Annotated in this window: 20 protein-coding genes; 11 read left to right on the top strand and 9 right to left on the bottom strand. The window is 71.7% G+C overall.

Annotated features, from left to right (window positions below; all coding sequences use genetic code 11):
• Positions 1-9 precede the first annotated feature (9 nt).
• Positions 10-948, top strand: coding sequence for a hypothetical protein (locus ACFVJQ_RS02130; RefSeq protein WP_385780257.1), 939 nt, complete (start codon positions 10-12; stop codon positions 946-948).
• Positions 949-958: 10 nt separating this feature from the next.
• Here the strand turns inward: ACFVJQ_RS02130 and ACFVJQ_RS02125 are convergent, their stop codons facing one another.
• The 5 genes from ACFVJQ_RS02125 to ACFVJQ_RS02105 all read right to left on the bottom strand — a co-directional run bounded on the left by ACFVJQ_RS02125 (position 959) and on the right by ACFVJQ_RS02105 (position 7,104).
• The gene (locus ACFVJQ_RS02125) at positions 959-2,476 is read right to left on the bottom strand and encodes a phytoene desaturase family protein (RefSeq protein WP_385780254.1); all 1,518 of its coding nucleotides are present in this window, start codon (positions 2,474-2,476) and stop codon (positions 959-961) included.
• A gap of 75 nt (positions 2,477-2,551) precedes the next feature.
• Positions 2,552-3,166, bottom strand: a complete 615-nt coding sequence (locus tag ACFVJQ_RS02120; protein WP_385509383.1) for a DUF4126 domain-containing protein — start codon at positions 3,164-3,166, stop codon at positions 2,552-2,554.
• 401 nt (positions 3,167-3,567) lie between these two features.
• Positions 3,568-4,197 (bottom strand): TetR/AcrR family transcriptional regulator, encoded by a 630-nt coding sequence (locus ACFVJQ_RS02115; protein WP_129797421.1) that lies wholly within the window; start codon positions 4,195-4,197, stop codon positions 3,568-3,570.
• Between the two features lie 50 nt (positions 4,198-4,247).
• Positions 4,248-6,332 carry a YhgE/Pip family protein gene (locus ACFVJQ_RS02110; protein WP_385509382.1) on the bottom strand — a complete coding sequence of 695 codons (2,085 nt, stop codon included), beginning with the start codon at positions 6,330-6,332 and terminating at the stop codon, positions 4,248-4,250.
• A complete protein-coding gene (locus ACFVJQ_RS02105; protein WP_385780249.1) occupies positions 6,304-7,104 on the bottom strand; it encodes an ATP-binding cassette domain-containing protein in 801 nt (266 codons plus the stop codon). Before ACFVJQ_RS02105 ends, ACFVJQ_RS02110 begins: the two co-directional genes overlap by 29 nt.
• Before the next feature lie 156 nt (positions 7,105-7,260).
• On the opposite strand from ACFVJQ_RS02105, the gene ACFVJQ_RS02100 reads away from it, so the two are divergent.
• The 3 genes from ACFVJQ_RS02100 (at position 7,261) to ACFVJQ_RS02090 (ending at position 9,404) form a co-directional block, all read left to right on the top strand.
• On the top strand, positions 7,261-7,875 hold the full coding sequence (locus tag ACFVJQ_RS02100; RefSeq protein ID WP_385780246.1) for an SAV_6107 family HEPN domain-containing protein: 615 nt from the start codon (positions 7,261-7,263) through the stop codon (positions 7,873-7,875).
• A gap of 85 nt (positions 7,876-7,960) precedes the next feature.
• Positions 7,961-8,731, top strand: coding sequence for a methyltransferase (locus tag ACFVJQ_RS02095; RefSeq protein WP_385509379.1), 771 nt, complete (start codon positions 7,961-7,963; stop codon positions 8,729-8,731).
• 277 nt (positions 8,732-9,008) lie between these two features.
• The gene (locus ACFVJQ_RS02090; RefSeq protein WP_224738993.1) at positions 9,009-9,404 is read left to right on the top strand and encodes a DUF3040 domain-containing protein; all 396 of its coding nucleotides are present in this window, start codon (positions 9,009-9,011) and stop codon (positions 9,402-9,404) included.
• A gap of 97 nt (positions 9,405-9,501) precedes the next feature.
• Here the strand turns inward: ACFVJQ_RS02090 and ACFVJQ_RS02085 are convergent, their stop codons facing one another.
• The 4 genes from ACFVJQ_RS02085 to ACFVJQ_RS02070 form a co-directional block, all read right to left on the bottom strand.
• Positions 9,502-11,994 (bottom strand): DUF3488 and DUF4129 domain-containing transglutaminase family protein, encoded by a 2,493-nt coding sequence (locus tag ACFVJQ_RS02085; RefSeq protein ID WP_385780243.1) that lies wholly within the window; start codon positions 11,992-11,994, stop codon positions 9,502-9,504.
• A complete protein-coding gene (locus ACFVJQ_RS02080; RefSeq protein WP_385780240.1) occupies positions 11,994-13,367 on the bottom strand; it encodes a DUF58 domain-containing protein in 1,374 nt (457 codons plus the stop codon). The genes ACFVJQ_RS02085 and ACFVJQ_RS02080 overlap by 1 nt, the downstream gene beginning before the upstream one ends.
• The gene (locus tag ACFVJQ_RS02075; protein WP_224738416.1) at positions 13,367-14,401 is read right to left on the bottom strand and encodes a MoxR family ATPase; all 1,035 of its coding nucleotides are present in this window, start codon (positions 14,399-14,401) and stop codon (positions 13,367-13,369) included. The genes ACFVJQ_RS02080 and ACFVJQ_RS02075 overlap by 1 nt, the downstream gene beginning before the upstream one ends.
• 240 nt (positions 14,402-14,641) lie before the next feature.
• On the bottom strand, positions 14,642-15,190 hold the full coding sequence (locus tag ACFVJQ_RS02070) for a beta-class carbonic anhydrase (protein ID WP_385509375.1): 549 nt from the start codon (positions 15,188-15,190) through the stop codon (positions 14,642-14,644).
• Between the two features lie 421 nt (positions 15,191-15,611).
• On the opposite strand from ACFVJQ_RS02070, the gene rsmH reads away from it, so the two are divergent.
• The 7 genes from rsmH to murD are packed head-to-tail and all read left to right on the top strand — an operon-like array spanning position 15,612 to position 24,769.
• Positions 15,612-16,568, top strand: coding sequence for a 16S rRNA (cytosine(1402)-N(4))-methyltransferase RsmH (gene rsmH, locus ACFVJQ_RS02065; RefSeq protein WP_385509374.1), 957 nt, complete (start codon positions 15,612-15,614; stop codon positions 16,566-16,568).
• A gap of 48 nt (positions 16,569-16,616) precedes the next feature.
• Positions 16,617-17,201: a septum formation initiator family protein gene (locus ACFVJQ_RS02060; protein ID WP_385509373.1), complete on the top strand. Its 585-nt coding sequence runs from the start codon at positions 16,617-16,619 to the stop codon at positions 17,199-17,201.
• Between the two features lie 5 nt (positions 17,202-17,206).
• Entirely contained in the window at positions 17,207-19,147 is a 1,941-nt protein-coding gene (locus tag ACFVJQ_RS02055; RefSeq protein WP_385780235.1) for a peptidoglycan D,D-transpeptidase FtsI family protein, read from the top strand.
• A gap of 55 nt (positions 19,148-19,202) precedes the next feature.
• Positions 19,203-20,861 carry a UDP-N-acetylmuramoyl-L-alanyl-D-glutamate--2,6-diaminopimelate ligase gene (locus ACFVJQ_RS02050; RefSeq protein WP_385509371.1) on the top strand — a complete coding sequence of 553 codons (1,659 nt, stop codon included), beginning with the start codon at positions 19,203-19,205 and terminating at the stop codon, positions 20,859-20,861.
• Between the two features lie 4 nt (positions 20,862-20,865).
• Positions 20,866-22,272: a UDP-N-acetylmuramoyl-tripeptide--D-alanyl-D-alanine ligase gene (murF, locus tag ACFVJQ_RS02045; RefSeq protein ID WP_224737520.1), complete on the top strand. Its 1,407-nt coding sequence runs from the start codon at positions 20,866-20,868 to the stop codon at positions 22,270-22,272.
• A complete protein-coding gene (gene mraY / locus ACFVJQ_RS02040; RefSeq protein ID WP_129797541.1) occupies positions 22,272-23,363 on the top strand; it encodes a phospho-N-acetylmuramoyl-pentapeptide-transferase in 1,092 nt (363 codons plus the stop codon). Before murF ends, mraY begins: the two co-directional genes overlap by 1 nt.
• Positions 23,345-24,769 carry a UDP-N-acetylmuramoyl-L-alanine--D-glutamate ligase gene (gene murD, locus ACFVJQ_RS02035; RefSeq protein WP_385509370.1) on the top strand — a complete coding sequence of 475 codons (1,425 nt, stop codon included), beginning with the start codon at positions 23,345-23,347 and terminating at the stop codon, positions 24,767-24,769. Before mraY ends, murD begins: the two co-directional genes overlap by 19 nt.
• The last annotated feature ends 96 nt before the right edge of the window (positions 24,770-24,865 follow it).

Here is a 24,865-nt window from a genome sequence, read left to right as displayed (position 1 = left end):
GGGGCGTACATGGGCTGGACGGTCCTCTACATCGCGTTCGGCATCGTCGCGCTGTGGCTGCTCGGCGAGGTGCTGCTGCAGTACAAGGCACGGCTTCGCTGGCGGCTGCTGGCGTTCGTCGGCTTCCTCGGTGTCGTCGTCGGTGTACTGATCCCGTCCGTCGTCGTGATCGGACTGGGCGCCGCCGCCTTCGCGGTCGGGCAGACGTACGTCACGCTGTCGTTCCGCCGCGGTTTCGCCGCCGGCTGGGCGGTCACCGGGCGTTCGGGCCTGGGCGGCAGCAAGCGCCGCCGCGGCGAGCCGGAGCACCAGGACCCGACCCTCGAGGTCTCCGATCTGGAAGCGGGCGACTACGGCGACGACAGTGCCCAGTACGGTCACCGCAACGCCTCCCAGGGCCAGGACGACTACGACCGTGACGACGTGTTCACGCCCGCTCGTTCCCATGAGCCGACGGCCGCCGAGGCCACCGCCGTGTACGAACCGCAGCCGATGCCCGACGACACCGGCTCGTACGGCATATACGGCGACACCGCGTACGCCGCCGCGGGGCAGACCCAGGACCAGTACGCGACGGCCGCCCAGAGTGCCGATCAGAACTACGCCTACGACGGTTACTCCTACGGCCAGCAGCAGTACGGCTACGACACCACCGGCCAGCAGCAGTACGCCGCGTACGCCGATCCGTACATCGGCACCCAGACCTACGGCGGCGCCGCGTACGACACCGGCTACGACCAGCAGCAGTACGGTCAGCAGGCCTCCGGCCAGGACCAGTACGCCACCGGCAGCTACGGCGGCCAGACCCCGCCCGGCGGCGTGTGGGTACCGCAGCAGCGCAGCACCGACGACGCCTACGGCGGGGAACTCCCGCCCGAGCAGCCCTACCCGTACCAGGGCGACGGTCAGGCGCAGGGGAACGAGTACGACGAGCGGTACCGCTTCTGAACGCCGCCTCTCACTGAGATCCCCGGAAGTCCGGCCCCTCCACGATCAGCCCCGCCACCAGGGCGCCCGACATGCCGGCATGGGGGAGACCGCCGCCCGGGTGAGACCAGCCGCCGACGGTGAACAGGCCCGGCAGCCCGGTCGTGTTCGACGGGTGCAGCAGCCGGCCCCCGGCCGCCGCCAGCGCCGGTGCCGGCACCGCCCCGCCCTCCGCGCCGGTCACCTCCGCGATGTCGGCCGGAGTGCGCACCTCGCGCCAGAGGAGGCGGCCCCGCAGGTCGGGTATGACGCGTTCGGCGACGGTGATCATGGCCTCTGCGTGCCGGTCGAGGACCTCCGCGTCGGCCCGGCTCCGCTCACCCGGCATGGAGGCGACCGTGGCGGTCAGCGTGACCGCCTCATGCGCGGGGTCCGGGACCAGCTGGGGATCGTCGGGCCGCAGCACCGTGACCGTGGGACGGGCGGCCATCCCCGCGGGCGGGCCGAACAGGGACTCCAGCTCGAGCTCGCGGTCCTCCGCGTGCACCACCGTCCGATGAACCGTCCCCTCCGGACGCCCGCCGCGCAGCGCCAGCAGCACTGTCAGACGGCTTGGCAGCCCGCGCTGCCCGGGGACCTCGCCTGCCCCCCGTATCGCCGTACCGGGCACTACACGGCTCAGCACCTCCGGTGCGACACCGGCGACCACGAAGTCCGCCTGAGCCACCGTCCCGTCGGCGAGCTCCACCCCCGCGGCCCGGCCGTCCTTCTCCAGCACCGTCGTCACCTCGGCGCCGAAGACGAACTCGACCCGCCGGGCCAGGCAGCGCTCGTACACCGCGCGTGCGAGCTCCCGGATGCCACCGCGTACGTACCAGGTGCCGAAGGCGTGATCCATGTACGGCAGCACGGCGGCGGCGGCCGGAGCGACGCGCGGGTCCAGGCCGTACGCGAGGGCCTGGCTCTCCAGCAGGGCGACCAGCCGGGGATCGCGCAGCTCCCAGGCGCCGACCTCGGCGAGCGTGGCGGCCCGGCGGGTGCGCAGCAGCCGCTTGTGCGGGACGGCGGGGTAGGGCTCACGCTCGGCCAGCACCGGCCAGTTCGGCCACAGGGGCTCCTCCAGGAGAGGCCTGCGGGTCCGGTCCCAGGCCTCGCGGGCCCGCACCAGGAAGTCGCCCCAGCGCCCGCCCGCCCCCGACCCCAGCGCCTCGTCCAGGGCGGCGACCGCTCCCGCGCGCGAGGCGTTCGGCAGCGACACCTCGGTGCCGTCCGCGAAGACATGCCGGGCCGACGGGTCGACCTGGACCAGCTCGACGCACGCCTCCAGCGGCTCCTTGCCGGTCTTGAGGAACAGGTCGCGGTGGACCGCGGGCAGCGGCAGCAGCCCGGGGCCGGTGTCGAAGGAGAACCCGTCCCGCTCCAGTCGGCGCACCGCGCCGCCGTACGTCTCCGTACGCTCGTACACCGCCACCCGGTGGCCCGCGACGGCCAGCCGGGCAGCAGCCGCCATCGCGCCCATCCCGGCGCCGATCACCGCAATCCGTGCCATGCCTGCGACTTTATCGGCCGCCACTGACAATCCGCCCGCGGGCCTGTGACCTGCAACGCTCCCCTGGCCCGGGGGTCAGCCGGGCGGTGGGCCGGCCCGTGCCGCCAGTCGCCGTTCCTCCCGGCGCTGCGCCCTGCGGCGCCGGAAGCGGCGGATACGAGAGACGAGGAAGTACAGCATGACCAGCCCGGCGACCAGCAGCACGCCGGCGATGACGGCCGCCGCCTCCGGATGGAACATCGCGAACGTGACGATCCCGCCGACCCCGAGATCCTCGGCCACACTGATGATCACGTTGCTGAAGGGTTCCGGCGAGCTGTTGACCGCCATCCGCGTGCCGGCCTTGACCGCATGGCTGGCCAGCGCCGTCGAACCGCCGATGGCGCCCGCCGTCAGATCGGACAGCGAACCGCTCTGGCCCGCGAGCAGCGCCCCGATCCAGGCCCCGGCGGTCGGCCGGATCAGCGTGTGCACCGAGTCCCACGCCGAGTCGACGTAGGGGATCTTGTCGGCGACCGCCTCGCCCAGGAACAGCACCCCCGCCGTGATCAGCACCTCGGGGCGCTGCAGCGACTCGGGGACCTCGTCGCTCAGTCCCGTCGCCCCGAAGAAGCCGAGCACCAGCACCACCGCGTACGCGTTGACGCCGCTGGCCCAGCCGCTCGTGAACACCAGGGGGAGTACGGACACGGACGCGATCGTAACCAGCCGTGGCCGACGCGTCCTGGGGGCGAGTGCGTACGGCTGAGTATCCGTACTCAGCCGACGAGATGAGTACGCGCGCGGATGGGGGCCGACCTGCGCGAACGAGAGAGTGGAGGCACGGAGAGGGGCACGGGCCCGGCACCGGCGACACGGGGCGCCGGAACGGCCCGGCCCACGATCCGCTCCTTCCGCCGGCCCTGGTCGGCGGGAGCGAGGCACGGGGGAGTCCGGGGGAGGACCGAAGGGGCCCGACGGGGGAGAAGGGGCCCAACGGGGGAAAACGGGGGCGCACAGGGAAGCGCCGGTTCGAGTGTGGCCCGCGGGGGACGCGGCCATCTCGGACCGGCGCTTTCGTGCCGCCTGTTGGTGTTGCCTGTACGTGCTGCCTAAGGGCGCCCGCTGACCCGCCCCTGGAGCAGCCGTGAGAGGGCTGCGTGGACGTCGTCCAGGGAACGCTCCGGCTGGAACGCCTGCCAGTCCAGTGCGGCCACCAGCACCATGCCGACGAGCGCCGCCGCCGTCAGCGGTACGTCGATCTCCTCGCTGAACTCACCGTTCTCGATGCCCTCGCGCAGCACGTCCTCGACGACCGCCACCGCCTTCTGCCGGACCACCAGCAGGGTGGACTGCCAGGCCCGGTTGGTACGCCACAGCTCGGCCACGTACAGCTGAGTGAAGGCCGGATAGCGGTCGATGAAGACGAGCCCGGCCCGGATCATCGCGTCCAGGGCGGCCACCTTGGTGCCGCCGTCCTTCGCCGTCTGCTCGGCCGCCTCCCGGAGGGAGGCGGTGAGGAGGCCCACGCCGTGCCGCAGCAGTTCCTCGAAGAGGACGGATTTGCTGGCGAAGTTGTAGTAGACCGTGCCCTTCGCGACCCCGGCCCGCTCGGCGATCTCGTCCACCGTGGTGGCGGAGAAGCCCTGCTCCGCGATGAGTGTGACGGCCGCTTCGTAGAGCTTCTGCCGGGTGGCCTCTCGGCGCGTACTGGCCCCCGAGGCGGTGCTGCTGCTTTCCATGGCCCCGATTGTCACAGGAAACCGCTGCCCCGCAGGGGCGGGAGGTGTCTTCACAGGCTCAGCTCCGGGTGCAGCCGGTCCAGGGTCCACACCTGCCGGCGCCGGGCCGACAGCGCGGTCAGCGCGAGGGCGCCCGCGGTGAAGGCGGCCAGCACCACGCACGCGTGCCACACGGGTTCCAGGCCACCACCCGAGATGAGCCTCCTGAGGGCCTCGACGATGTGACTCATCGGCAGGAAGGGGTGCAGCGCGTTGAAGAAGCCCGGGCTGGTCTGCACAGGATAGGTGCCGCCCGCGGACGTCAGTTGCAGCATCAGCAGGGCGAGGACCAGGATGCGGCCGGCGGCTCCGAAGCGGGCGTTCAGCCACTGGATCAGCGCCGCGAAGCACGCCGTCACCAGGAACAGGAAGCCCACCGTCCCGGCCGCCCGCGCCATCTCCAGCCCGACCGCCCAGTGCAGCACCGACATCAGGGCCACCGTCTGGAGTACGCCGATCGCCAGCACCGGCAGCCAGCCCGCCAGGGCGATCCGCCAGGCCGAGGCACCGGTGGCCAGCGCCCGCCGGTTGAGCGGCGGGATCAGCATGTACGCCACCATCGCACCCACCCACAGGGACAGCGGGATGAAGTACGGGGCGAAACCGGTGCCGTAGTTGGGTGCCTTGTGCAGCGTCTTGGAGGCGAGCTGGACCGGGTCCGCCATGACCTCCGTCCGCGCGTCGCGCTGCTGCTTGTCGTAGTCGGGAATCTGCTCGGCGCCGTCGTGCAGCCCGTTCGCGAGCTTCCCGGAACCGTCGACGAGCTTGAACATGCCGCCGCTGAGGTCGTCCGCACCCGTCCTGAGGTCACCGACGCCCTTGTCGAGGTCCACGGCGCCGGTCTTGGCGGTGCCGAGCCCGGTGTGCAGCGACTTCGCACCCGTGGCGACCTTTCCTGCCCCTTCGTTCAGCTTGTTGATCCTGGAGACGGCGTCGTCGAGGTCCTCGGAGAGGTGCGGGGCGCGGTCGGCGAGGGCCTGGGACTGCTCCTCCAGGGTGGCGAGATGGCCGTCCAGCTTCTTCAGGTCGCTGTCGTGATCGGTGATCAGGGTGTTGACGTCGTCGGCGATCGCCGCCGCGTCGGCCGCCGCGTTCTTGGCCTTCTCCAGGTCGGAGCAGGCCGCATCGGGCAGTACGGGAGTCTCGCAGCGCCTCTTGTGGACGTCGTTCAGCGTGTCGGAGGCCGCGCGGGCATCCTTGGCGGCCGTCGGCGCCCGCTTCACCAGGGTCTCGAGGTTGTCGCGGATCGCCCCGGACGTGTCGGCGACGAGCTGGGCCGTGTCCCCGATGGTCTTCTCGTTGTCCTCGAGGAAGGGCCCCACCTTGTCCGCGACCCCGTTCACCTTGTCGGCAAGGGCCTGCGTCCCCTCGGCGACCTGCTTCGAACCGTCCTCCAGGTCGTCGGCGCCCTTGTTGAGCTTCTTCAGGCCCTTGGCCAGCTTCCCGCTGCCGTCCTCGGCGTCCTTCAGGCCGTCGGCGAGATCCTTCGAGCCCTTCTCCGCCGTGCCGATACCGCTCCTGAGCTTGTCGGCGCCGCTCGCGGCCTTCACCGTCTCGCCGTGGATGTCGGAGAACGAGATGAAGATCCGGTCCAGGAACGACCGCGACGCCTTCGTGGACGCCGCCGTGCGCACCTCGCTGAACACCGTCCGGGAGATCTGCCCGACGATGTAGTTGTTCGCGTCGTTCGTACGTACCTGAAGGGCGCCCGTCTCGGGGGAGTCGCCCGCGCTGGAGGCGATGCGCGCACTGAAGTCGGCCGGCATGGTCAGCGACAGGTAGTACGTGCCGTCCTCGACGCCCGCGCGGGCCTCGGCGGCGCTCACCTCGTGCCAGTCGAAGACCTCGCTGTCGCGCAGCCCCGCCACGATGTCGTCGCCCGCGTTGACCTTCTTCCCGTCCGCGGTCGCCCCCTTGTCGTCGTTGACCAGCGCCACGGGGAGCCGGTCGAGGCGGCCGTACGGGTCCCAGAAGGACCACAGGTAGAGCGCGCCGTACAGCAGGGGCAGCAGCAGGAGCGCCACCAGGGCGGCGCGGGGCAGCTTGCCGCGCCCGAAGCGGCGCAGCTCAAGAGCGGCCAGTTTCGGCGAGCGCATCCGCCGCCTCCTTCACCTCGTCGTCCAGGGTCTGGTCTTCCGGCTGGTCCTCCGGGTGGTCTTCGGGCGCCTGTACGTCGTTGTCGCGGGCCTGCGTGGACACCACGACCGCGTCCTCCGGTGCCTCGCTGCACACCGCCAGCACCGTCGTCCCGGCCTCGGTGATCGACCTCAACAGGGCCCAGACCTCGCCCTGTTCGGCGAGGGAGAGCTTCAGGTCGGTGTCGTCCACGCCCAGCAGTCGCGGGCGTCCGATGAGGGCCAGGGCGACGGACAGGCGCAGCGCCTCCAGGCGCTCCAGGTCGCGTACGGCGGTCCGGGAGCCCTTGGGCAGGGCCTCCCGGTCGAGGCCTGCGGCGGCCAGGGTGGTGTCGATCCGCAGTTTCGCCTCGTTCGCGCGTTCGACGCGCGGCCGCAGCAGCCCCCGCAGCGAGTCTCCGAAGCGGCTCTGCAGCAAGGCCCGTTCGTGCAGGTGCTCCGCCACGGTCAGGGCGGGGTCGAGGTCGGTCACGCCGGGAACGTGCGCGAGCCCGCTGACCCGGCGCAGGGCCGCCGACTGCTTCGGCAGCCGGGCCTCGCCGACGGCCGCCGTCCCCTCGGTGGCCTTCATCCGTCCGGTCAGCGCGAGCAGCAGGCTCGTACGGCCCGACCCCGACGGTCCCGCGACGGCGATCAGCGAGCCGGGCTCCGCGGTGAAGGAGACGCCGCGGAAGGCCCAGCCGCGAGGCCCCCTGAGCCCGAAGTCGCGGGCGGCGACGGCGAGTCCCCCCACAGTTCCCCCAGGAATTTGAACTGACTGGTCAGTGCAAAACTTAACCCGAACCTTCGATCGAAGCAAAAGCCCAGGTCAGAACGGATTGTCAGTGCCATACCTCACGATGGGCACATACGGCCACAGTGCCGTCACACAGACGACAGGAGGTTCGTCATGGCCAACTCGTCCGCAGCTGCCGCACGTCGGCGCCGCGCCACCGGCCCTGCCCCCTCACTGACCGGCCCGGCGAGCGATGTGCACCCCGTGCTCCGCCGGGCCACGGCCCCGCCCGCCGCCCTCGACCTGCTCGCCCAGGCCCGTGCCGGACTCGACGAGGCAACCGTCCTCGAAACGCCGAACGAGCGCTACGCGACGGCCCACCTCGCCGCCCTGCGCACCGCCGCCGCTGTCCTCGCCGCGCGGGGACGCCCGGAGACCAGTCCCCGACGTCGGGCCCGGATCCGGAGCGCGTGGGAAGTGCTCCCCGAAATCGCGCCCGAACTCACCGAGTGGAGCGCCCTGTTCGCCTCGGGGGCCCGGCGCCGCGCCCGGGCCGAAGCGGGCATCAAGGGCGCGGCCAGCCGCCGGGACGCCGACGACCTGATACGCGACGTGGCGATGTTCATCCGCCTTGTCGAGCGGATGCTGGTACTCCAGCCGGTCCTGCCCCAGCCACGTCCGGACGCGAACGAGGCAGCGGACCGCGATCCCGGCCCGGATCACCACGGGGGTGGGACCACAGGAGTGACCAGGCAGGGCCGTGGAGGCAATAGGGTGGAGAGCGCCTGAAGCCATCCCCTCCCGCACCCCGGGTCCGGGGAGGCAGCCCGTTCGCTCCGCCCCGAGGCGGTGCCGCGCCGAGGAGTCAACTGCCGTGTCGGACCCGATGCGCCCCCGCGCTTCTCTCCGTACCGCCGTGGTCTGGGAGGTCCTCCAGGACGCCCTGGACCGCCGGGTCAAGGCCACGGGCCGGGAGTCGCTGGACGTCCTCGACACCGGAGGCGGCAGTGGCAACTTCGCGGTGCCCGTCGCCCGCCTCGGACACCGGGTCACGGTCGTGGACCCCAGCCCGAACGCGCTGTTCGCCCTGGAGCGCCGCGCCGCCGAGGCCGGCGTCGCCGACCGGGTGCGGGGTGTGCAGGGCGACGCCCACGGGCTGTTCGACGTGGTCGAGCGCGGCGGCTACGACGCGGTGCTGTGTCACGGCGTCCTGGAGTACGTCGACGACCCGGCCGAGGGCGTCCGCAACGCGGTGGCCGCGCTGCGCCCCGAAGGCGTCCTCAGCCTGCTCGCCGCCGGTCTGGGCGGTGCCATCCTCGCGCGCGCCCTCGCGGGCCACTTCAAGGAGGCCAAGCAGGCCCTCGACGATCCGCACGGCCGCTGGGGCGCGGGTGACCCGATGCCCCGCCGCTTCACCGCCGACCAGCTGACCGAACTGGTCGAGGCCGCCGGCCTCCGGGTCGGTGCCGTGCACGGCGTACGGGTCTTCGCCGACCTCGTGCCCGGGGTGCTGGTGGACACCGAGCCCGGAGCCATGGACGCCCTGCTGAAGCTGGAGGCCGCGGCGGCCGAGGTACCGGCGTTCCACGCGGTGGCCACGCAGCTTCATGTGCTCGGCGAGACGCCAGGGGCTGCCGAAGCCTGAGCAGCCTGCCGGGGCGCGCCGCTGATCAGCGCGTTGGTTGCAGATGGAGTACGCCACAGGCCCCCCGATCGGGGCCTTCCCGCCGTATGATCGAGGGAGACCGACCGGCATGACGGGTCGGCCGCCGGGGAATGGAAGCCTCAGCGGGCCGGTCCGACCATGGCGGATTCCGGTTGGCCAAATGGCGCAGAGGGGCGGGTTTCACGGGGGCGATTCCCTGCCTATCCTGAAGGGACCCCCCGGGTCGCCCCGGCGACTGCACGATGAGGAGGACTCCGTGCCGCTCTCAGAGCACGAGCAGCGCATGCTCGAGCAGATGGAGCGAGCGCTGTACGCCGAAGATCCCAAGTTCGCGACAGCGCTTGAGGGAAGCGGGCTGCGTACGTACACCCGGCGACGGGTCTACCAGGCGGTCGCGGGCTTCCTCGTAGGTATCGCGCTCCTCATGGCCGGAATGGTCGCCAAGCAGGTCTGGCTCAGCGTGGTGGGCTTCCTGGTCATGCTGGGCTGCGCGGTACTCGCCGTGACCGGCTGGCGCAAGGCCCCCAGGCCGGGGGAACAGCCCGCCGGCGGTGGTCAGCAGGCCGGCCGTCAGGGACGCCAGCGACGCTCGATGATGGATCGCATCGAACAGCGCTGGCAGCGACGCCGCGACGAACAACAGGGCCATTGATTTACACGATCAGCTCCCGATGACGTAGGTGAGGGGTTGCCGCCCGATGAGCGGCAACCCCTCACGCATGCCCTGAAGGGGCCGGCTGTCTGTCGCCTCAGCCGCTCTGCTGACCCGACGGGCGCCGTACCAGCGCCGCCCAGCGGGTGGCCAGACGGGCCTTGACGGCCGTCCAGCGGTCGGTGAGGTCCCAGACGGCGCGGATGGCCGAACGGGGCGCGACGGCCGCCCGCACCCGGGCCCGCCAGCCCGCCCTGGACCGTAGCGCCACGCGCAGCCTGCGCACCTCGTCCGCCAGCCCGGCCTCGGCCCGCGGCCGTGGTGCGAACAGCACCTGCTCCACGGCGCTCGCCACCCGGTGCACCGACTCGGCCGTCCGTTCGTCCAGATGCCCGAGCCGCACGATCCGGGCGGCCGCCTTCCGCGGAGTCAGTGCGTCGTCCGGCACGATGCCGTAGTCCCAGGCCGTGTCCGTGAGTTCGCGCCACACCGCCAGCACATGCCCGGCGGTCACCTCGGCGACATGCTGCTCGGAAGGCTCCACCTGCAGAGCCGACGCCTCCACCCCGTCGCCACGGCCCGCGCCGCCCCGCTCCCTGGTGAGCACACCCTGCGCTGCCGCCGCCGTGTGCCGGGCCGACGCCAGCCGCACCGACCGCCTTCTCAGCCGCCACAACATCGGCAGCAGCGGTATCACGACCACCGCCAGCCCCAGAAGTATCCAGCCCACGGTCTGATACCAGGGCCGGCCCCCGTCGTCCGAGGTCCCCGGGTCCAGCGGCAGCGCCCCACCGCACACCTCGAGCCGCTTGTCGTCCGCCGAGCAGCTCTCGCTCGTCGACGGCGCCGCCGAAGGAGCCGCGTCCGCCGAGCTGGAGGCCTCCGGCAGGTCTGGGACGCTGTCCGGTATCTCCGGCTGCGTGTATGTGGGCGTCGTGCCCCGGTTCGGCGTCGGTTCGAAGCGGGTCCAGCCCACGCCCTCGAAGTACAGCTCGGGCCATGCGTGCGCGTCCCGCAGCCCCACCGTCACCGTGCCGTCCGCCTGCGGCGTACCGGGCGCGAAGCCCACCGCGACGCGGGCCGGTATCCCGAGCGTGCGGGCCATCGACGCCATCGCGAAGGAGAAGTGGACGCAGAAGCCCCGCTTGTCCCGCAGGAAGCGGGCGATCGCGTCGGAGCCGCCGCCGACCTCCACCTCGGTGTCGTACTGGAACCCGCCGGTCAGGGCGAAGTACTCCTGGAGCTTGACCGCCTGCTCATAAGGGTTGGCCGCGCCGTCCGTGATCTGGCGGGCCGTCCTCGACACCACGGACGGCAGGGAATCGGGCACCTCGGTGAACTCGCGCTCCAAGGCGCCGGGCGGCGCCGGCGCCGAGGCGAGCTGCTCGGCGGTCGGGCGCACATCGAGGCTGGTCACCTCGTAGGTCGCGCCCCTGGTGTTCTGACCGTGGTCGCCGACCAGCGTCATCCCCACCGGCTCGTACCGCCAGCTGCCGTCGATCCGCACGTCGCTCGGCGGGTACGGCATCGGCAGCCAGTCCTGCGCGTACCAGTCGGCGGCAGCGACGCGCGTACGGACCTCCGAGCGCCGGACGTCGGGTCCCAGGCCCGTGGGCGTGGGGAGCTCGTCCGGCACCGCGACGATGTTCCGGCGGGACGGCTTCCAGGTCGTGCCGTCGAAGTCGTCCAGCGAGACGATCCGCAGGTACAGGTTGGAGATGTCGTTGGTGCTGGTGCGCACGGTCATGACCGTGCGGTCCTCGTCGACGTTCAGGCTGTCGCGCAGCGACACCAGCGGGTTCACCGCGGAGATCGTGCCGCCGCCCCCGCTGCCCGAGCCCACGCCCGTCCCGGCGCTGTCCAGCAGTCCGCCGTTCATGGCGGGCAGGGCCAGCGGCACCACCAGGGCGACGCCCAGCGCGACCACGCCGATCCGCCGCCCGGTGCGCACCGGCGCCACCGGAGAACCGGGCTCCCCGCCCGGAGCGCGCGGTGCCCCGCCGAAGACCCGGCCCCACTGCGAGAGCCGCTCCCGCCCCTCGGCGAGCAGCAGCATCAGATAGCCGGCCGCCGCGATCAGGAACCACACCCAGCCGCCGGCGCCGTCGGACAGCCCCGCGGCGACCGAGTACAGCGCGAGCAGCGGCAGCCCGGCCGGAGCCGCGCTGCGGAAGGTCACCGCGAGGGCGTCCACGGCCAGGCCGATCACCAGGACACCGCCGATGAGCATCAGCTTGATGCCGTCGGACAGCGGCGCGGGGATGGCATACCGCCCGACGTCGTCCGTGCCCTGCTGGAGCAGGTCGGCGAAGTGCACGAAGGCGTCCGGACCCGGGAAGAGTCCCGCGAGCGCGTACTCCCGGGCGAACACCAGGGTCAGCAGCATCAGCGTGACCAGGGCCTGCACGGCCACCGTCAGGGGGCGGGCCAGCGGCACCCGCCGGGCCGCCGCGCCCACGCCGGCCTGGATCGCCAGCAGCACGGCCGCCTGCAGGAACCACATGGGTTCGTCGACCAACGGCAGCAGGGTGCACGCGGCCATCAGCGTCGCCGCCGTCGCGCCCAGCGCCATACGTGCCTGCCCGCTCATCAACGCCCCTCCCCGCCGCTGGTCCCGCCCGCCGCCACGATGCCCGTACGCTCCCGGTCGGCCTGGCGCCACAGGTCGTGCAGCGAAGCGCCCCGCGGAACGCTCACGACCGTCCAGCCGGCCTCGCGCAGCATCCGCAGCCGCTCCTCGTTCCCGTCCAACGGGCCGGGCACATCGGTCGGTTCCCGCCCCCATGTCTCGCTGTCCAGGACGAAGGCGAGCGCGCCGCCGCTGCGCTGGCGCATCTTCGCGGCCACCGTGGCCTGCTCCTCGTCGAGGTCGCCGAAGAAGGCCACCAACAGCCCTTCGTTCCCGCCGCGCAGCACGTCGTAGGCGCGGGACAGGCCGGTGCCGTCGGAGTGGTCGATCACCGCGAGGGTGTCCATCATCAGCCCCGCCGCGTCCGCCGACTCCTGGCTCGCGCCCGCGAACCCGTCGGCGCCCTCACCGGGCACCGAGCTGCCGGTGTCCGTCAACAGCCGTACGGAGAAGCCCCGTTCGAGCATGTGCACCAGCACCGACGCGGTGCCGCCCACCGCCCACTCGAAGGCCGAGTCCGGGCCCGCGCCGCGGAAGGCTGTGCCCCGGGTGTCCAGCAGCACCGTGCAGCGGGAGCGCTGCGGCTGTTCCTCGCGGCGCACCATCAACTCGCCGTAGCGGGCGGTGGAGCGCCAGTGCACCCGGCGCAGGTCGTCGCCGTAGCGGTAGCCGCGCGGGATCACGTCGTCCTCGCCGGCCAGGGCGAGCGAGCGCTGCCGCCCGTCGCCGTACCCCTTCGCCTCCCCGCTGAACCGCACCGGCGGAAGCGGCTCCACGCGCGGGATCACCGTCAGCGTGTCGTACGTCGAGAAGGACCGGGTCAGCTCGCACATCCCGAACGGGTCGGTCAGGCGCAACTGCAGCGGGCCCAGTGGATAGCGGCCGCGCAGATCGGAACGGACCCGGTACGACACCTCGCGGCGGCCGCCGGCCTCCACCCGGTCGAGTACGAAGCGGGGGCGCGGGCCGAGCACGTACGGCACCCGGTCCTGGAGCATCAGCAGACCCGTGGGCAGCCGCGAGACGTTGTCCATCCGCAGATGGACGCGGGCCTCGGCACCGGCGGACACGCGCGCGGGCGAGAGCCGGCGGCTGCCGGCGACCCGGTAGCGGGTGCGGTACAGCACCGTCGCGCACACCAGCGGCAGGACCGCCAGCAGCAGCCCCACCCGGAGCAGGTCGCTCTGGCCCAGGACGTAGGCGCAGACGGCGGCGGCGACCCCGGCGGCCAGGAACGAGCGGCCGCGGGTGGTCAGACCGGCCAGGGCCGTGCGCACGCCGCCCTTGTCGCCCCGGTCGGTCTCGGGATGGCCCGGGCCCGACGCGGTGGACATCACAGCCTCCGGGGCGGCTGCTGGCCGTAGGCCGGCGAGCCGTGCCCCAGGCCGAAACCGTTCTGCTGGGGCGCCGCCGGCACAGGGGTGCGCTGCAGGATCTCCTGGACCACCTGCTCCGCGGTGCGCCGGTTGAGCTGGGCCTGGGCGGTGGGCAGCAGACGGTGGGCCAGCACGGCGACGGCGAGGGCCTGCACGTCGTCCGGCAGCGCGTACTCCCGGCCGCTGAGGGCGGCGGATGCCTTCGCCGCGCGCAGCAGGTGCAGCGTCGCGCGCGGGGAGGCGCCGAGTCTGAGGTCGGGGTGGCTGCGCGTGGCGGCGACCAGGTCCACGGCGTACCGCCGGACCGTGTCGGCGACGTGGACGCCGCGTACCGCCTCGATCAGCTTCACGATCTCGTGCGCGTGCGCCACCGGCTGGAGGTCGTCCAGCGGGTTCACCCCGCCGTGCACGTCCAGCATCTGCAGCTCGGCCTCCGCGCTGGGGTAGCCGATGGAGACACGGGCCATGAAGCGGTCGCGCTGGGCCTCCGGCAGCGGGTAGGTGCCCTCCATCTCGACCGGGTTCTGCGTGGCCACCACCATGAAGGGACTGGGCAGCTCGTAGGTCTGCCCGTCGATGGTGACCTGGCGCTCCTCCATCGACTCCAGCAGCGCGGACTGCGTCTTGGGCGAGGCGCGGTTGATCTCGTCGCCGATCACGATCTGCGCGAAGATGGCGCCCGGCTTGAACTCGAAGTCCCGGCGCTGCTGGTCCCAGATCGACACACCGGTGATGTCCGAGGGCAGCAGGTCGGGCGTGAACTGGATACGCCGCACCGAACAGTCGATGGACCGCGCCAGCGTCTTGGCCAGCATCGTCTTGCCCACTCCTGGGACGTCCTCGATCAGGAGGTGCCCCTCGGCGAGCAGTACGGTCAGCGAAAGCCGTACGACCTCGGGCTTGCCCTCGATCACTTCTTCCACCGAACTGCGGACCCGATCCACGGTGGCAGTCAGATCAGTAAGGCTCGCTCGATCGTCATAGGTCGTCACCCGGCCCTCCTCGGCCCGTTCTTTCTTACGGGCCGACGCTCTGTGACGCGTAACCGGCCCACCCCGAAACACGGACACCACGCGTGAAAAGTTCCGCGCGACGCCACAACCCGCATTCTTGCTGCCGTTACCGATTCGTGTCACTCGCCTGTGGACAACTGGCCGCGATATGTCAGGCCTTACGGCAGTTTGTTCCGTCCCGAGCCCGGGATTCCCGAAACCGAGAACCCCGGGTGACGGTCACGCCGGGTCGATCTCGCGCAGCAGACCCGTCCGCACGTCGAAGACAAAGCCGCGTACGTCGTCGGTGTGCAGCAGGAACGGCGAGGTGCGCACGCGCTGCATCGACTGCCGTACGTCCTGGTCGACGTCCCGGAAGGACTCCACCGCCCAGGCGGGGCGCTGGCCCACCTCCAGCTCCAGCTCGGTGCGGAAGTCCTCGGTGAGGCTCTCCAGACCGCATCCGGTGTGGTGGATGAGGACGATGCTGCGCGTGCCGAGCTTGCGCTGGCTGATGGTGAGCGAGCGGATCACGTCGTCGGTGACGACACCCCCCGCGTTGCGGATGGTGTGACAGTCGCCGAGCTGGAGGCCGAGCGCGGCGTGCAGGTCGAGCCGGGCGTCCATGCAGGCCACGACGGCCACACGGAGGACGGGACGGGCGTCCATACCCGGGTCGGTGAAGGCGGCGGCGTACCGCTCGTTCGCCTCGACGAGACGGTCGGTGACGGTGCCGACGCGGGTTATGGCGTCCTCGGAGCCGGCGGGAACCGATGCGGAAGTCGTCATGGTGACGACGGTACTGGTCACGGGCGATCCGGTCCTGCTGTGAGGGAGGACAAAGAGCGTCATCACGCCGTGTTGTGAGCTAACCCACAGGCGTGAGAAGGGTGCGTCCGTTCGAGTGGTTCCTTCCGGTTCGCCGCTTCCTCGCCGTCGGCCGCCGCGACGCGCAGGCCGGTTGATTGACCGCGAGACAGGGTGGACTAAAGTGACGCGAAAGCGGGAGGCGAGGCTCTCCCCGCTGGACTGAATTTCCCGAAGACCCCGGCACTGCTGCCGGAGATCTCCCCACGTGCGCGGCGCGTACGTACGGCTCGGCCTCCACCCGCTCCCGGCCGGCTGACGCTTCCGGCGCCGGCAGGCCTCCCCTTCACGAGCGGGCGGGGACCCGGCGGTGCGTACCGCCCGCCGGACCTGAGAGGGCCCCTTGAGCAAGAGTCGACACGTCCCGGTGATGCTCCAGCGGTGCCTGGACCTGTTGGCCCCCGCCCTCCAGGCCCCCGGAGCGGTCGTCGTCGACTGCACGCTCGGCCTCGGCGGCCACAGCGAGGCGCTGCTCGCCCGCTTCCCCGAGGCCCGGCTCGTCGCCCTCGACCGCGACAAGGAGGCGCTGCGCCTGTCCGGCGAGCGCCTCGCCCCGTACGGCGACCGCGCCACGCTCGTGCACGCCGTCTACGACGAGCTGCCCGACGTCCTCGACCGGCTCGGCATCGGGCGCGTGCAGGGCGTTCTGTTCGACCTCGGGGTCTCCTCGATGCAGCTCGACGAGGCCGACCGCGGCTTCGCCTACGCGCAGGACGCCCCGCTCGACATGCGCATGGACCAGACGACCGGCATCAGCGCCGCCGAGGTCCTCAACACCTACCCGGCCGGTGAACTGGTGCGGATCCTGCGCGCGTACGGCGAGGAGAAGCAGGCCAAGCGGATCGTCGCCGCCGTCGTACGCGAACGGGAGAAGGAGCCGTTCACGAACAGCGGGCGGCTCGTCGAGGTGATCCGGGACGCGCTGCCGCAGGCCGCCAAGCGGACCGGCGGCAACCCGGCCAAGCGCACCTTCCAGGCCCTGCGTATCGAGGTCAACGGCGAACTCTCCGTGCTGGAGCGCGCGATCCCGGCCGCTGTGCAGGCCCTCGGCGTGGGCGGGCGGATCGCCGTGCTGTCGTACCACTCGCTGGAGGACCGGCTGGTCAAGCAGGTGTTCGCGGCCGGCGCCGCCAGCACCGCGCCGCCCGGGCTGCCGGTCGTGCCCGAGCAGTACCAGCCCCGGCTCAAGCTGCTCACGCGCGGTGCCGAACTTCCCAGCGAGGAAGAGGTCGCCGAGAACCGCAGGGCGGCCCCGGCGCGACTGCGCGCGGCCGAGCGCATCAGGGAGGACGTCGAGTGAGGCGGCGGCAGGGGCGGGCGTTCGGGTTCCGAGCCCGGGGGAGGGCGAGTGAGTAGGAAACCCGAACCGATCAGGAAACCCGAGCTGAAGGGGAGGGCCGCCCGCCTCGCACGGCTTCTTCCCACCGGTCGGGGGCAGGCCGCCCGGACTCCGTTCGTCCTGCTGGTCGTCCTTCTGCTGGGCGGCGGTCTCATCGGACTGCTGGTGCTGAACTCGGCACTCAGCGAAGGGTCGTTCCGACTGGACGACCTGCAGAAGGAGACCAAGAACCTCACCGACGAGGAACAGGCCCTCCAGCGGGACATCGACGCCTACTCCGCCCCCGACGCCCTCCAGCGCCGCGCCCGCGAACTCGGCATGGTGCCCGGCGGAGACCCCGCCTTCCTCGACCCCGACGGCACCGTCAAGGGCGTCCCCTCCGCCGCCGAGCCGGCCTCCGCGCGCACGCCCCTCGTCCTGGCCCCCGAGGCGATGACCGCCGAGCCTCCGCCGGGCGCGGCCAGCCCGACGCCGTTCGGCTCCCCGGCCCCGAGCCCCACCCCGGCCACTCGCACGGCCCCCGCCACACCCCGCTCGGCATCCACCCCCACACCCCGCTCCACCTCCACCCCGACCACGACCCCCGGCAGGTGACGGAAGTGACCGACAGGGAAGCGCCGCACCGCCGCGTGCCCGGACCCGCACGGCCCGACCGTTCCGGCAGCGCACGGCGCCCCGGCCCCGGCGCCCGCCCGGCCCGCCGTCCGGCCCCGCGCGTCATCCGGCTCGGCAGCCCCCGGCCCCGCCTGCGCATGGTCGGCCTGGCGCTGACCCTCGTACTGCTCGTGTTCGTCGTACGGCTGCTCCAGGTGCAGGCCGTCGATGCCAGCGCATACGCCGCGAAGGCCGAGCGGAACCGGTACGTGGTGCACACCCTCGCCGCCCAGCGCGGCGAGATCACCGACCGCACCGGCGTGGCCCTGGCGACCAGCGTGGACGCGTACGACATCACGGCCGACCCCACGTTGTTCACCCCCGAGCAGCTGAAGGTCGACGACGGGCCCGAGCAGGCGGCCGCCCTCCTCGCCCCGATCCTCGGCCAGGACCAGGCCGAGCTCGCCCGCAAGCTCCGGCCCGAGGACAAGAAGCTCCGCTACGTCAAGCTCGCCGGCCGGCAGACCCCGCAGGTCTGGAAGCAGATCAAGGACCTGAGGACCGCGCTCGCCGCCAAGGCGGAGACCGACAAGAGCACGGTCAACGTCCTCGCCGGTGTCCTCGCCGAACCCAGCAGCAAGCGCGTGTACCCGAACGGCGACCTGGCCGCCGGGATACTGGGCTGGGTCAACGCCGAGGGCAAGGGCGGCGGCGGCATCGAGCAGCAGCTGAACGGACAGCTGGCCGGCGAGGACGGCAAGATCCGCTACGCCCAGTCCGGCGGCCACCAGGTGCCGACCGTCGGTTCCACCGAGACCCCCGCGGTGCCCGGCTCCGACATCGAGCTGACCATCGACCGGGACATCCAGTGGGCCGCGCAGAACGCCATCGCCGAACAGGTGAAGGAGTCCAAGGCGGACCGCGGCTATGTGATCGTCCAGGACACCGCCACCGGCGAGATCCTCGCCATGGCCAACTCGCCCGGCTTTGACCCCAACGACCTCACCACGGCCGACGCGACCGCCATGGGCAACGCGGCCGTCCAGGACGCCTACGAGCCCGGCTCCACCGCCAAGGTGATGTCGATGGCCGCCGTACTGGAGGAGAACGTCGCCACGCCGGCCACGCATGTCGTCGTACCCAACCGGCTGCACCGCGGCGACCGGCTCTTCCGGGACGACATCGACCACGAGACCTGGTACCTGACGCTCAACGGCGTGCTCGCCAAGTCCAGCAACATCGGCACCATCCTGGCGACCGGCCAGCTCGGCAAGAACCAGGCGGAGGCCAACCGGGTGCTGTACGAGTACCTGCGCAAGTTCGGCATCGGCAGCTACACCGGGCTCGGCTTCCCCGGCGAGACCAAGGGCATCCTCGCCTCCCCGGACACCTGGTCGACGTCGCAGCAGTACACGATTCCTTTCGGCCAGGGCGTCTCCATCAACGCGATGCAGGCGGCGTCCGTCTACTCGACGATCGCCAACGGCGGCGTCCGCGTCGAACCCTCGCTCGTGCGCGGCACGCAGGGACCCGACGGTGTCTTCACGCCCGCCCCGAAGCCGGAGAAGACGCGGGTCGTGAGCGAGAAGACGGCCAGGACGCTCGCCCGGATGCTGGAGTCGGTCGTCGACGACGAGGAGGGCACCGGCACCAAGGCCCGTATCCCCGGCTACCGGGTGGCGGGCAAGACCGGCACGGCCAACCGCGTGGATCCGGCCACCGGCAAGTACCGCGGTTATACCTCGTCCTTCGCCGGATTCGCACCCGCGGACAAGCCCCGTGTCACCGTGTACTGCGCCATTCAGAACGCCACCAAGGGCAGCTACTTCGGCGGCCAGATCTGCGGCCCCGTCTACAAGAAGGTGATGGAGTTCGCCCTGAAGACCCTCCAGGTCCCGCCGACCGGGACGCCGCCCGCGAAACTCCCGGTCACCTTCAAACCCTGATCAGCGGCGAGCCGCCGGAACCATCCGTTCAGCACCGAGCACCCAGGAACCACCCGTGACAACGATCACCCCCGATCCCGGGGACCAGAGCGTCCCTCGCCCCTCACTTCGCTCCGGAGCGGGTGCGCCCGGTACGCTCACCGCCGTGCCACACGCTGATCAGTCCCAAACCACCCAGAAGGGCGTTCCCGTGACATATCCGGGCCCGCCACGGCCGGAACGGGTCTCCGCCACACCCCTCGCGGAGCTCGCCGACCAGCTGGGTGTCGCCGCACCGGCCGGCACCGTCGAGGTCACCGGCATCACCCACGACTCGCGGGCCGTCCGCCCCGGCGACCTGTACGCCGCCCTGCCCGGCGCCCGCGCGCACGGCGCCGACTTCGTCACCCAGGCCGTCGGCCTCGGCGCGGTCGCCGTGCTCACCGACCCGGCCGGCGCCGAACGCGCCGCCGCCACGGGCCTGCCGGTCTTCACCGTCGACGACCCGCGCGCGCGGATGGGCGAACTGGCGGCCACGATCTACGGCCGGCCCGGCCACGATCTGCTGCAGATCGGCATCACCGGCACGTCCGGCAAGACCACGACGGCCTACCTCGTCGAGGGCGGTCTGCGGACGGGCGGCCGTTCGGCCGGACTGATCGGCACCGTCGAGACGCGCATCGGCGACGAGCGCATCAAGTCCGAGCGCACCACCCCCGAAGCCACCGACCTCCAGGCCCTGTTCGCCGTCATGCGCGAACGCGGCGTCCAGGCGGTCGCCATGGAGGTCTCCAGCCACGCGCTGGTTCTCGGCCGGGTCGACGGCTGCGTCTTCGACGTGGCCGTCTTCACCAACCTCAGCCCGGAACACATGGAGTTCCACTCCGACATGGAGGACTACTTCCGGGCCAAGGCACAGCTGTTCACGCCGAAACGCAGCCGTCTCGGCGTCGTCAACATCGACGACGAGTACGGTCGCAGGCTCGCCCGCGAGGCCACAGTCCCGGTCGTCACCTACTCCGCCGAGGGCCACCCCGACGCCGACTGGCGCGCCGAGGACGTCACGGTCGGCCCGCTGGACTCGCCGTTCACCGTGATCGGCCCGAACGGCGAGCGGATCGGCGCCAGGTCGCCGCTGCCGGGCCCCTTCAACGTGGCGAACACCCTCGCCGCGATCGTCGCCCTCGCCGCCGCCGGCCTCGACCCGCAGACCGCCGCCGACGGCATCGCCGCCGTGCCGGGCGTGCCCGGCCGCCTGGAGCGCGTGGACGCCGGGCAGCCGTACCTCGCGGTCGTCGACTACGCCCACAAGACCGACGCCGTCGAATCCGTGCTCAAGGCGCTGCGCAAGGTCACCAAGGGCCGGCTGCACGTCGTCCTCGGCTGCGGCGGCGACCGGGACAGGAACAAGCGGGGCCCCATGGGCGCCGCCGCGGCACGGCTCGCCGACATCGCCGTACTGACCTCCGACAACCCCCGCTCCGAGGACCCCCTCGCGATCCTCGCGACCATGCTCGAGGGCGCGGCCTCGGTGCCCGCGCACGAACGCGGCGAAGTGCTCCTCTTCGAGGACCGGGCCGCCGCGATCGCCGCCGCCGTCGACCGCGCACAGCCCGGGGACACCGTGCTGGTCGCGGGCAAGGGCCACGAGCAGGGCCAGGACATCGCCGGGGTGGTCCGTCCCTTCGACGACCGCCAGGTGCTTCGCGAAGCTATCCAGAAGACCCAGGGATGAACTTGTGATCGCCCTCTCTCTCGCCGAGATCGCAGAAGTCGTCGGCGGGCAGACGTACGACATACCGGATCCGTCGGTGCAGGTGACCGGACCGGTCGTCCGGGACTCCCGCGAGGTGGAGCCCGGCAGCCTCTTCGCCGCCTTCGTCGGCGAGCGCGTGGACGGCCACGACTACGCCGGGGCCGTGATCGAGGCGGGCGCAGCCGCGATTCTGGGCTCCCGCCCCGTCGGTGTGCCCGCGATCGTCGTCGACGACGTCCAGACGGCCCTCGGCGCCCTCGCCCGGCACGTCGTACGCAAGCTCGGCACCACCCTGGTGGCGCTCACCGGTTCCGCGGGCAAGACCAGCACCAAGGACCTCATCGCCCAGGTGCTCCAGCGCAAGGCACCGACGGTGTGGACGCCGGGATCGTTCAACAACGAGATCGGACTGCCGCTGACCGCACTGAGCGCCACCGAGGAGACGAGGTTCCTCGTCCTTGAGATGGGCGCCCGCGGCATCGGCCACATCCGCTACCTCACCGGCCTGACGCCCCCGCACATCGGCCTGGTGCTGAACGTCGGCACCGCGCACATCGGCGAGTTCGGCGGCCGCGAGCAGATCGCCCAGGCGAAGGGCGAGTTGGTCGAGGCGCTCCCCGAAGAGGGAGCCGCGATCCTCAACGCCGACGACCCCCTCGTACGCGCCATGGCATCCCGTACGAAGGCGAAGGTGATTCTCTTCGGAGAGGCCGACGAAGCGGACGTACGCGCCGAGAACGTGCACCTGACGGACACCGGGCAGCCCTCTTTCACCCTTCACACACCCTCCGGGTGCAGTGATGTGACCATGCGCCTGTACGGTGAGCACCACGTGTCGAACGCGCTCGCCGCGGCCGCCGTCGCCCATGAGCTGGGCATGTCCGCGGAAGAGATCGCCACCGCGCTCTCCGAGGCAGGCTCCCTCTCCCGCTGGCGCATGGAGGTCACCGAGCGCCCGGACGGCGTGACGGTCGTCAACGACGCCTACAACGCGAACCCCGAGTCCATGCGGGCCGCCCTGCGCGCCCTCGTGGCCATGGGCAAGGGGCGCCGTACGTGGGCGGTGCTCGGCAAGATGGCCGAGCTCGGGGACGAGGCGCTCGCCGAGCACGACGCGGTCGGACGGCTCGCCGTCCGGCTCAACGTCAGCAAGCTCGTCGCGGTCGGGGGCAGGGAAGCGTCCTGGCTGCAACTGGGCGCATATAACGAGGGTTCGTGGGGTGAGGAGTCGGTGCACGTGTCCGACGCACAGGCGGCGGTCGACCTGTTGCGCAGCGAGTTGCGCCCGGGAGACGTCGTACTCGTGAAGGCGTCCCGGTCGGTCGGGCTCGAGAGCGTGGCGCAGGCGCTCATCGAGAACGGTGCCGAGGGTGAGGTTGCCGCCCGATGATGAAGCAGATCCTGTTCGCAGGAGTCATTGGCCTCTTCCTGACCCTGGTCGGCACCCCGCTGCTGATCAAGTTGCTCGCCCGCAAGGGCTACGGTCAGTACATCCGCGACGACGGCCCGCGCGAGCACGCCAGCAAGCGCGGTACGCCGACCATGGGCGGTATCGCCTTCATCCTGGCGACGGTCGCCGCGTACTTCCTGGCCAAGGTGGTCACGAGCTACCTGGACCCCGAGGCCGACGCGGCGCCGACCTTCTCGGGTCTGCTGGTGCTCGGCCTGATGGTCGGGATGGGTCTGGTCGGCTTCCTGGACGACTACATCAAGATCGTCAAGCGGCGTTCGCTGGGTCTGCGGGCCAAGGCGAAGATGGCCGGCCAGCTGATCGTCGGTATTGCCTTCGCTGTGCTCTCGCTGCAGTTCGCGGATGCCCGCGGCAACACCCCGGCCTCCACGAAACTGTCCTTCATCACGGACTTCGGCTGGACCATCGGCCCGGTGCTGTTCGTGGTGTGGGCGCTGTTCATGATCCTCGCGATGTCGAACGGCGTGAACCTCACCGACGGGCTCGACGGTCTGGCCACCGGCGCCTCCGTCCTCGTCTTCGGCGCCTACACCTTCATCGGCGTCTGGCAGTTCCAGGAGTCCTGCGCCAACGCGCTGGATCTGACCAACCCCAACGCCTGTTACGAGGTGCGCGACCCGCTCGACCTCGCGGTCGTCTCCGCCGCCCTCATGGGCGCCTGCCTCGGCTTCCTGTGGTGGAACACCTCGCCCGCCAAGATCTTCATGGGCGACACCGGTTCGCTGGCGCTCGGCGGTGTGCTCGCCGGTCTGGCCATCTGCTCCCGCACCGAGTTGCTGCTCGCCATCCTCGGTGGTCTGTTCGTCCTCATCACCATGTCGGTGGTCATCCAGGTCGGTTCCTTCCGCCTCACCGGGAAGCGGGTCTTCCGGATGGCGCCACTCCAGCACCACTTCGAACTCAAGGGCTGGTCCGAAGTGCTCGTCGTGGTCCGCTTCTGGATCATTCAGGGCATCTGTGTGATCGTCGGACTGGGCCTCTTCTACGCGGGATGGGCAGCGGAAAAGTGACCAACTGGCAGGGCAAGCACGTCACCGTCGCCGGGCTCGGCGTCTCCGGCGTCCCGGCGGCCAAGGTCCTGCACGGCCTGGGCGCGCTCGTCACCGTCGTCAACGACGGCGACGACGACCGGGCGCGGGCGCAGGCGGCCGAGCTTCAGGCCCTGGGCGTCAAGGTCCGCCTCGGCGACGGCGCGACCCTGCCGGAGGGCACCGAGCTGATCGTCACCGCGCCCGGCTGGAAGCCGGACAAGCCGCTGTTCGCGGCGGCGCACGAAGCCGGCATCGAGATCTGGGGCGACGTCGAACTGGCCTGGCGCCTGCGTGGCCCCGACGCCGCCCCCTGGCTCGCCGTCACCGGCACCAACGGCAAGACCACCACCGTCCAGATGCTCGCCTCGATCCTGAAGGCGGCCGGCCTGCGCACGGCCGCCGTCGGCAACATCGGCGTCTCACTGCTGGACGCGGTGCTCGGCGACGAGCAGTACGACGTCCTGGCGGTCGAACTCTCCAGCTACCAGCTCCACTGGGCGCCCTCGCTGCGCGCCCACTCCGCCGCCGTCCTCAACCTCGCTCCCGACCACCTCGACTGGCACGGCTCCATGGAGGCGTACGCCGCCGACAAGGGCCGTATCTACGAAGGAAATCGCGTCGCCTGCGTCTACAACGCGGCCGACAAGGCCACCGAGGACCTGGTGCGCGAGGCCGACGTCGAAGAAGGCTGCCGGGCCGTCGGCTTCACGCTGGGCACGCCCGCGCCGTCCCAACTCGGCGTCGTGGACGGCATCCTGGTCGACCGCGCCTTCGTGGAGAACCGGCAGAAGAACGCCCAGGAGCTCGCCGAGGTCTCCGACGTCAACCCGCCCGCCCCGCACAACATCGCCAACGCCCTTGCCGCAGCGGCCCTCGCGCGCGCCTACGGTGTGCCGCCCGAGGCCGTACGGGACGGGCTGCGGGCCTTCACGCCGGACGCGCACCGCATCGCGCACGTCGCCGACGTGGACGGGGTTGCATACGTCGACGACTCCAAGGCCACCAACACCCATGCGACAGAAGCCTCGTTGGCGGCATACGAGTCGATCGTGTGGATCGCCGGCGGACTGGCGAAGGGCGCCACCTTCGACGAACTCGTCGCCAAGTCGGCCAAGCGACTTCGCGGAGCCGTCCTCATCGGTGCCGATCGTGCCCTGATCCGTGACGCCCTCGCGCGACACGCCCCGGAAGTACCCGTCGTCGACCTCGACCGGACCGACACTGGGGCGATGCTCGCGGCGGTCCAGGAGGCCCGGCGACTCGCCGTTGCCGGAGACACGGTGCTCTTGGCACCGGCCTGTGCCTCCATGGACATGTTCGCCAACTACAACAAGCGCGGAGAGGCGTTCGCGGAGGCGGTTCGCGAACTCGGCGCGGGCGCCTGACGGCGGGTCTCGGCCACGGCGGGTGCTTCGGGACCCTTGGAGGGACGGGTGACTCGGATGTGGCTCGGGTTTGGTCGGCGGGTACCCGCCGGTGGC

The organism is Streptomyces sp. NPDC127197, assembly GCF_042672405.1.
GTDB classification, from domain to species: Bacteria; Actinomycetota; Actinomycetes; order Streptomycetales; family Streptomycetaceae; genus Streptomyces; species Streptomyces flavusporus.
The sequence above is the reverse complement of the archived record's forward strand: the minus strand, read 5'-3'. Positions and strand labels throughout refer to the sequence as shown.